The organism is Aeribacillus sp. JST-2, assembly GCF_056032925.1.
This window is the reverse complement of sequence record NZ_JBVVUU010000029.1, coordinates 25,583-31,843: the sequence shown is the minus strand read 5'-3', so window position 1 is coordinate 31,843 and position 6,261 is coordinate 25,583. Positions and strand designations below refer to the sequence as shown.

5 protein-coding genes, 16 tRNA genes and 1 pseudogene are annotated in these 6,261 nt (G+C 43.8%); all 22 read left to right on the top strand.

Features of this window, described 5'->3' with window-relative positions; translation table 11 throughout:
* Positions 1-84 precede the first annotated feature (84 nt).
* The 22 genes and pseudogenes from AC0KTX_RS13000 (at position 85) to AC0KTX_RS12895 (ending at position 6,183) form a co-directional block, all read left to right on the top strand.
* Positions 85-159 (top strand) — tRNA-Asn (locus AC0KTX_RS13000).
* Between the two features lie 3 nt (positions 160-162).
* Positions 163-254, top strand: a tRNA-Ser gene (locus AC0KTX_RS12995).
* A gap of 12 nt (positions 255-266) precedes the next feature.
* A tRNA-Glu gene (locus AC0KTX_RS12990) sits at positions 267-341 on the top strand.
* A gap of 1 nt (position 342) precedes the next feature.
* A tRNA-Val gene (locus AC0KTX_RS12985) sits at positions 343-418 on the top strand.
* Between the two features lie 86 nt (positions 419-504).
* Positions 505-581 (top strand) — tRNA-Met (locus AC0KTX_RS12980).
* Positions 582-584: 3 nt separating this feature from the next.
* Positions 585-660, top strand: a tRNA-Asp gene (locus AC0KTX_RS12975).
* Between the two features lie 6 nt (positions 661-666).
* A tRNA-Phe gene (locus AC0KTX_RS12970) sits at positions 667-742 on the top strand.
* A gap of 17 nt (positions 743-759) precedes the next feature.
* Positions 760-832: transfer RNA gene (locus tag AC0KTX_RS12965), tRNA-Thr, on the top strand.
* An 8-nt stretch (positions 833-840) separates the two neighbouring features.
* A tRNA-Tyr gene (locus AC0KTX_RS12960) sits at positions 841-925 on the top strand.
* 4 nt (positions 926-929) lie between these two features.
* A tRNA-Trp gene (locus tag AC0KTX_RS12955) sits at positions 930-1,003 on the top strand.
* 11 nt (positions 1,004-1,014) lie between these two features.
* Positions 1,015-1,090, top strand: a tRNA-His gene (locus AC0KTX_RS12950).
* 6 nt (positions 1,091-1,096) lie between these two features.
* Positions 1,097-1,171, top strand: a tRNA-Gln gene (locus AC0KTX_RS12945).
* 11 nt (positions 1,172-1,182) lie between these two features.
* Positions 1,183-1,257, top strand: a tRNA-Gly gene (locus AC0KTX_RS12940).
* Positions 1,258-1,263: 6 nt separating this feature from the next.
* A tRNA-Cys gene (locus AC0KTX_RS12935) sits at positions 1,264-1,337 on the top strand.
* Between the two features lie 8 nt (positions 1,338-1,345).
* Positions 1,346-1,434: transfer RNA gene (locus AC0KTX_RS12930), tRNA-Leu, on the top strand.
* Between the two features lie 25 nt (positions 1,435-1,459).
* Positions 1,460-1,543, top strand: a tRNA-Leu gene (locus AC0KTX_RS12925).
* 203 nt (positions 1,544-1,746) lie between these two features.
* A complete protein-coding gene (locus tag AC0KTX_RS12920; RefSeq protein WP_474252575.1) occupies positions 1,747-1,875 on the top strand; it encodes a hypothetical protein in 129 nt (42 codons plus the stop codon).
* A gap of 53 nt (positions 1,876-1,928) precedes the next feature.
* Positions 1,929-2,354, top strand: coding sequence for an RrF2 family transcriptional regulator (locus tag AC0KTX_RS12915; RefSeq protein ID WP_474252574.1), 426 nt, complete (start codon positions 1,929-1,931; stop codon positions 2,352-2,354).
* A gap of 82 nt (positions 2,355-2,436) precedes the next feature.
* Positions 2,437-3,549 (top strand): tRNA 2-thiouridine(34) synthase MnmA, encoded by a 1,113-nt coding sequence (mnmA, locus tag AC0KTX_RS12910; RefSeq protein ID WP_082829590.1) that lies wholly within the window; start codon positions 2,437-2,439, stop codon positions 3,547-3,549.
* A gap of 197 nt (positions 3,550-3,746) precedes the next feature.
* A complete protein-coding gene (locus AC0KTX_RS12905; protein WP_474252573.1) occupies positions 3,747-4,691 on the top strand; it encodes an LLM class oxidoreductase in 945 nt (314 codons plus the stop codon).
* Positions 4,692-4,722: 31 nt separating this feature from the next.
* A pseudogene (locus tag AC0KTX_RS12900) lies at positions 4,723-5,303 on the top strand (SDR family oxidoreductase).
* Between the two features lie 31 nt (positions 5,304-5,334).
* Positions 5,335-6,183 (top strand): sugar phosphate isomerase/epimerase family protein, encoded by an 849-nt coding sequence (locus AC0KTX_RS12895; RefSeq protein WP_474252572.1) that lies wholly within the window; start codon positions 5,335-5,337, stop codon positions 6,181-6,183.
* Positions 6,184-6,261: the final 78 nt, after the last annotated feature.

Genomic DNA, 6,261 nt, shown 5'->3' with positions numbered 1-6,261 from the left:
GAAGTTAAGCTCTTCAGCGCCGATGGTAGTAAGGGGTTGTCCCTTGCGAGAGTAGGACGCTGCCAGGCAAACTATTTCAATCATTCCGCAGTAGCTCAGTGGTAGAGCATTCGGCTGTTAACCGAACGGTCGCAGGTTCGAATCCTGCCTGCGGAGCCATTTGGAGAGCTGTCCGAGTGGTCGAAGGAGCACGATTGGAAATCGTGTAGACGGTCAACGCCGTCTCAAGGGTTCGAATCCCTTGCTCTCCGCCAGATGAAAATTTTGGCCCGTTGGTCAAGTGGTTAAGACACCGCCCTTTCACGGCGGTAACACGGGTTCGAATCCCGTACGGGTCACCATGGAGGATTAGCTCAGCTGGGAGAGCACTTGCCTTACAAGCAAGGGGTCGGCGGTTCGATCCCGTCATCCTCCACCATATACATAATAAGCGATCAATGATAACGCTATTGATATAGATTGAATTTTTTACATATTAGAAAGTTTTTAAAATTTCTCTATTATCGCGGGGTGGAGCAGTCCGGTAGCTCGTCGGGCTCATAACCCGAAGGCCGCAGGTTCAAATCCTGCCCCCGCAACCAACTGGTCCCGTAGTGTAGCGGTTAACATGCCTGCCTGTCACGCAGGAGATCGCGGGTTCGATTCCCGTCGGGACCGCCATAATAAGGCTCGGTAGCTCAGTCGGTAGAGCAAAGGACTGAAAATCCTTGTGTCGGCGGTTCGATTCCGTCCCGAGCCACCATGTTAGCATTTACATATGCCGGTGTAGCTCAATTGGTAGAGCAACTGACTTGTAATCAGTAGGTTGGGGGTTCGATTCCTCTCGCCGGCATTTACTTTGGAGGGGTAGCGAAGTGGCTAAACGCGGCGGACTGTAAATCCGCTCCCTCAGGGTTCGGCGGTTCGAATCCGTCCCCCTCCACCATTCTAGGGGCATAGTTTAACGGTAGAACAGAGGTCTCCAAAACCTCCGGTGTGGGTTCGATTCCTACTGCCCCTGCCAATATGGCGATGGCGACTGTGGCGAAGTGGTTAACGCACCAGATTGTGGCTCTGGCATTCGTGGGTTCGATTCCCATCAGTCGCCCCATGTTAATGGGCTATAGCCAAGCGGTAAGGCAACGGACTTTGACTCCGTGATGCGCTGGTTCGAATCCAGCTAGCCCAGCCATCTTTCATTATGCGGAAGTAGTTCAGTGGTAGAACACCACCTTGCCAAGGTGGGGGTCGCGGGTTCGAGTCCCGTCTTCCGCTCCAAAATTGGGCGGCATAGCCAAGTGGTAAGGCAGAGGTCTGCAAAACCTTTATCCCCGGTTCGAATCCGGGTGCCGCCTCCAATTCCAACGCCGGGGTGGCGGAATTGGCAGACGCACAGGACTTAAAATCCTGCGGTAGGTAACTACCGTACCGGTTCAAGTCCGGTCCTCGGCACCATTGAGTAGTTATTCAATTTGAACACGCCGATGTGGCGGAATTGGCAGACGCGCACGACTCAAAATCGTGTTCCCTTGCGGGAGTGTGGGTTCGACTCCCACCATCGGCATCGAAAATAGGACAAAGGCTTTAGAGACAAGGGGTTTCACATAGGTGGAATCCCTTGTCTTTTATTTACCGAATACGATTCGAGAAGGAAAAATCGTGTGCGTACAATCGTGTTCGGTGAGGTGAAATGGAAAGTGAAAAGAATGGAAAATGAGAGAAAATTGCAGAGAAAGAGCAAGAGTGTAAGAAGAGGAGAGCTGAGTCGTGGAACTTTTGCTAATATCTGATGACATCGTAGAAATTGAATACACGTTTGATGAATTGTTAGAGATTTTATTAAGGATTCATCTCCTAAATTTAATTCACGGCAGACGAATAGAAGTAATTTATTGAGTTGACAATATAAACTGTAATCTTTATTATTACATTTAGGAGGAAGGTTCGATATGAATAGCGATTTTTCGATTGCCGTTCACTGCGTTGCTTATTTAGCCGAAAAGCAAAACCAGCGAGTAACCAGTGAAGACATCTCTCAAAGTGTTTCTGTCCACCCAGTAAGATTAAGAAAAATTTTAAGCATATTAAGAAAAGAAAATATAATTACTTCTAAAGAAGGGGCAAAGGGTGGATTCTCTTTAAACGCTCAACCTGAACAAATTACGTTAGACAAAATTTTTAGAATCACTAGTGAGGAAACGCTTGTGCCGAAATGTCCCGATTCCAATGACAATTGCATAATAGGCAAACATCTATCAGATATACTTATTCGCATTTTTCATAATGCAGAAGAACATTTTTTAAACTATTTAAAAGGTGTGACCGTCAAAGATATCATTAATGAAATCCATAACAATAGTTCGTTTCATACATGAAACAAAATATTTTGTTGCGCATAAAAATTTTTTTAAACAAAACTGTAACTAAAAATATTTCAGTTTTAGGGGGTGAAGGAAGTTGAAGAAAAAACGAGTAGTCGTCGGAATGTCTGGAGGAGTGGATTCCTCTGTAGCTGCTTACCTTCTTAAAAAAGAAGGGTACGACGTCATCGGGGTATTTATGAAAAACTGGGATGATACGAATGATGATGGAGTATGTACAGCGGCTGAAGATTACGAAGATGTTAAAAGAGTTGCCAACCAACTCGGGATTCCTTACTATGGCGTAAACTTTGAAAAAGAATATTGGGATCGTGTATTTACGTATTTCATGGATGAGCTGAAGCGAGGCCGAACACCGAATCCAGATGTAATATGCAATACTGAAATTAAATTTAAAGCGTTTGTTGACTATGCTCTTTCACTTGATGCGGATTATATCGCAACGGGTCATTACGCAAGAATCAACAGAGAAAATGGCCAAATCACCTTGCTGCGTGGAAAAGATGCGAATAAAGATCAAACGTATTTTCTTAGCCAGCTAACATCGGACCATTTGTCTAAAGTTCTGTTCCCGCTGGGTGAGTTAACGAAGGGTGAGGTGCGAAAAATCGCCCAAGAATTGAACCTTATTACCGCCAATAAAAAAGATAGTACCGGAATCTGTTTTATTGGAGAACGAAATTTCAAAAACTTTTTAAAGAATTTTTTGCCGGCACAGCCTGGAGAAATTCGTTCGCTTGATGGAGAAGTGCTCGGTACTCATGATGGTTTAATGTATTACACAATCGGCCAACGAAAAGGGCTTGGCATCGGCGGCAAAGGAACAGGAGAACCTTGGTATGTCGTCGATAAAGATTTAGACAACAATGTTTTACTTGTTGCTCAAGGCAAAGACCATCCGGCATTGTTCTCTACTGGACTGATTGCATCAAACCTGAACTTGATAAATGGGGATGTTCGTCTTAGTACGTTTGCATGTACAGCTAAATTCCGCTACCGTCAAGAGGATCAAAAGGTGCGTGTCCATATTCGTCCGGATGGAACGGTGTTTGTAGAATTTGAAAAACCAGTTAAGGCTGTGACACCAGGGCAAGTAGCGGTATTTTATGAAGGTGAGATTTGTCTTGGCAGCGCCATTATTGACAAAGTGATAAAAGACGATGCTGCTATTGCCGCGGCTGCATCATAAAAAGTTCGTTACAGATATAATATATGTTTTTGTACAAATTATAAATATTGTTCATATCGGTATTCAACAGGATAATTTGTATCGGCTGGTCCTAATAAAGGTTTTCAGCTTTCAAGGGTGGCATAACAAATGGTTTAAAACGGGGCTTTTTCTTTATGTTATGTATGGTTCAGCTTTCTTAAGGAGTGGTCAAAACAATGGAAAAGTTTAAAAATCATAGAGGGTATTCACGCATGTATCAAGAAAATAAACTGACTTTAGGGTTGTTCTTTCCAATTGAATCGTATATGGGAGACGTCCCTGAGATGAATATCGAAAAACAAATGAAACTGGCAAAACGAGCAGAAGAGCTAAATTTTGCTTCATTGTTTGTAAGAGATGTACCGTTACGCGATCTAAATTTCGGTGATGTCGGACAAATGTATGATCCGTTCACATATTTAGGGTATGTTGCGGCCAACACAGAAGAGATTGCCTTAGCAACGGGAAGCATTATTTTAACGCTGCGTCACCCTCTTCATGTGGCAAAAGCGGCAGCTTCTGTTGACAGATTATCTGGGGAAAGACTCATTCTCGGCGTCGCAACCGGCGACCGTCCAATCGAGTTTCCGGCATTCTCTGTGAATCCAGAAGAACGTAGCGAATTATTCCGAGAATCAGTGGCTGCCATGAGAAAGGTTTGGCGTGAGTATTTTCCGTCAATTGACACGACACGAGTGCATATGACAAGCGGAGATATGCTGCCAAAACCAAAATTGTCAGATATACCATTAATGGTAACAGGTCACAGTGGACAATCTCCTGAATGGATTGCTGAACATAGTGATGGATGGATATACTATCCGCGTGGAATTAAGTTTCAAAAAGCATTAATTGACAATTGGCGTTCGTTAACAGATGAATTTAAGCCATTTTCTCAATCTCTTTATATTGATTTAACGGAAGACCCAAACAGTGTACCAATACCAATACATCTTGGCTTCCGTACGGGGCGAAATTTCGTGATCGAATTTCTTGGAGCTTTACAAGAAGCAGGTGTAAACCATGTCATTATCAACTTAAAATATGGACAGCGTCCAGTGGAAGAAGTGATTGAAGAACTAGGAGAATATGTGCTTCCGCATTTCCCGGCTTTAAGATGATAAGAGACAATATTAATAAGGACGGATCTGGATGAAAGTTTTGGTCATAGGAACCAACGGACAAGTAGCTCAACAAGTGGTAAACATGTTTCATGCGCATGAACAGCACTCTGTTCGTGAGATGGTTCGAAAGCAAGAGCAATTGGAGGATTTTTGAAAAAAGGAATAGAAGCGGTACTCGCTGGTCTGGAAGGGACTGTTGATGAAATTACTGAAGCGGCCAAAGGATGCGATCGTATTTTCAGCTGGTTCAGGAGGACTCACAGGAGCAGATAAAACATTGCTGATCTGTAAAAGCAATGGAGGCTGCGAACGTTTTGTCATCGTGAGTTCTTTCCAATCCCACAACCGTGAGAACTGGCCGGAAATCATTAAACCTATTTATGTCGCCAAACATTATGACGACCGTGTGTTGATCAATAGCGGCTTAAATTATACAATAATTCGTCCTGATTATCTTCGAAATGAAAAAGGCACTGGATTGGTTACTCTATAGCGAATAACTTGGAGCATTGCACGTGAAGATGTAGCAAGAACGACCGTTCAAGCTCTTGATGAACCAAATACGTATAAAAAACATTCGATTTAATGTCAGGGGATATAGAGAATTGAACCGTTAGTGAAAGAAAAGGAGAATCGGAAAATGGCTTATCCTTTTTACGCAATGGATTTTGCTTTCTATAACTCAATGGGTATTTATAGCTTTGAGGCTCGGTGTGAAATGTTAAAAGAGATCGGCTATGACGCAACCCATTTATCCGTCTGGCACGGAGAACGGTGGAGAGACGTAGAAAAGCTGAAAGACGTAAAAGAAAAATATGGGCTGGATGTTGCAGGTGTGTACGTGGTGTTAGATCTTTCACTAGGCGAGGACCATCCAAGAAATGCGGGTATTTTAAAGATGCTGGAGATTATGGAAGGGTGCAGCACGGTTGAGTTGGCGATTCAATCTGTCGGACAGCATATCCGCCCTTCAGATCCAAAAGGAGACGACATCGCAGTAAAATGGCTGGAAAAAGCATTGAAGATTGCGGAACGAAGAAATATTAACATTTTGCTTTACACGCATCTATCTTTCTGGATTGAACGCCATGAAGATGCAGTGAGACTATGCAAACGCCTGAACCATCCAAATCTCGGAATTGTCTTTTGCGGCTACCATTGGTATGCGGCAGATGGAACAAATCTAAAAGGAACGATTCAAGCGGTAGCTCCTTATTTGAAACAAGTGAACATGTCCGGCAGCAGCCGCAATCCGCACGGTTTTGGCGGAGTGGCAACAATCGAGCCTTTGGACGTTGGGGAGTTAGATAATTTTGCGTTGCTTGGGCAGTTAAAAAAGATCGGTTATAACGGAATGATCGGCTACTTAGGTTGGAGTGAAGGCGGCGACGCTTACAGTAAGCTGAGACGTTCACTCAATGCGTTCCGTGATATGGAGCGCAGAGTTGAGGCGCACCCGCATTGGGCGGATTTAAAATTAACTCCATAATGAAAAATACTGAGGTGCTAGTCGAACAATAAAGTTCAACTAGCACCTCGTGCATTCAGCCAATGTACTGCGGTATTC

Excerpts from the sequence above, each read along its gene's own strand:
- AC0KTX_RS12905 (WP_474252573.1), top strand. The coding sequence starts at position 3,747 with ATGGAAAAGTTTAAAAATCATAGAGGGTATTCACGCATGTATCAAGAA.
- AC0KTX_RS12895 (WP_474252572.1), top strand. The coding sequence starts at position 5,335 with ATGGCTTATCCTTTTTACGCAATGGATTTTGCTTTCTATAACTCAATG.
- AC0KTX_RS12915 (WP_474252574.1), top strand. The coding sequence starts at position 1,929 with ATGAATAGCGATTTTTCGATTGCCGTTCACTGCGTTGCTTATTTAGCC.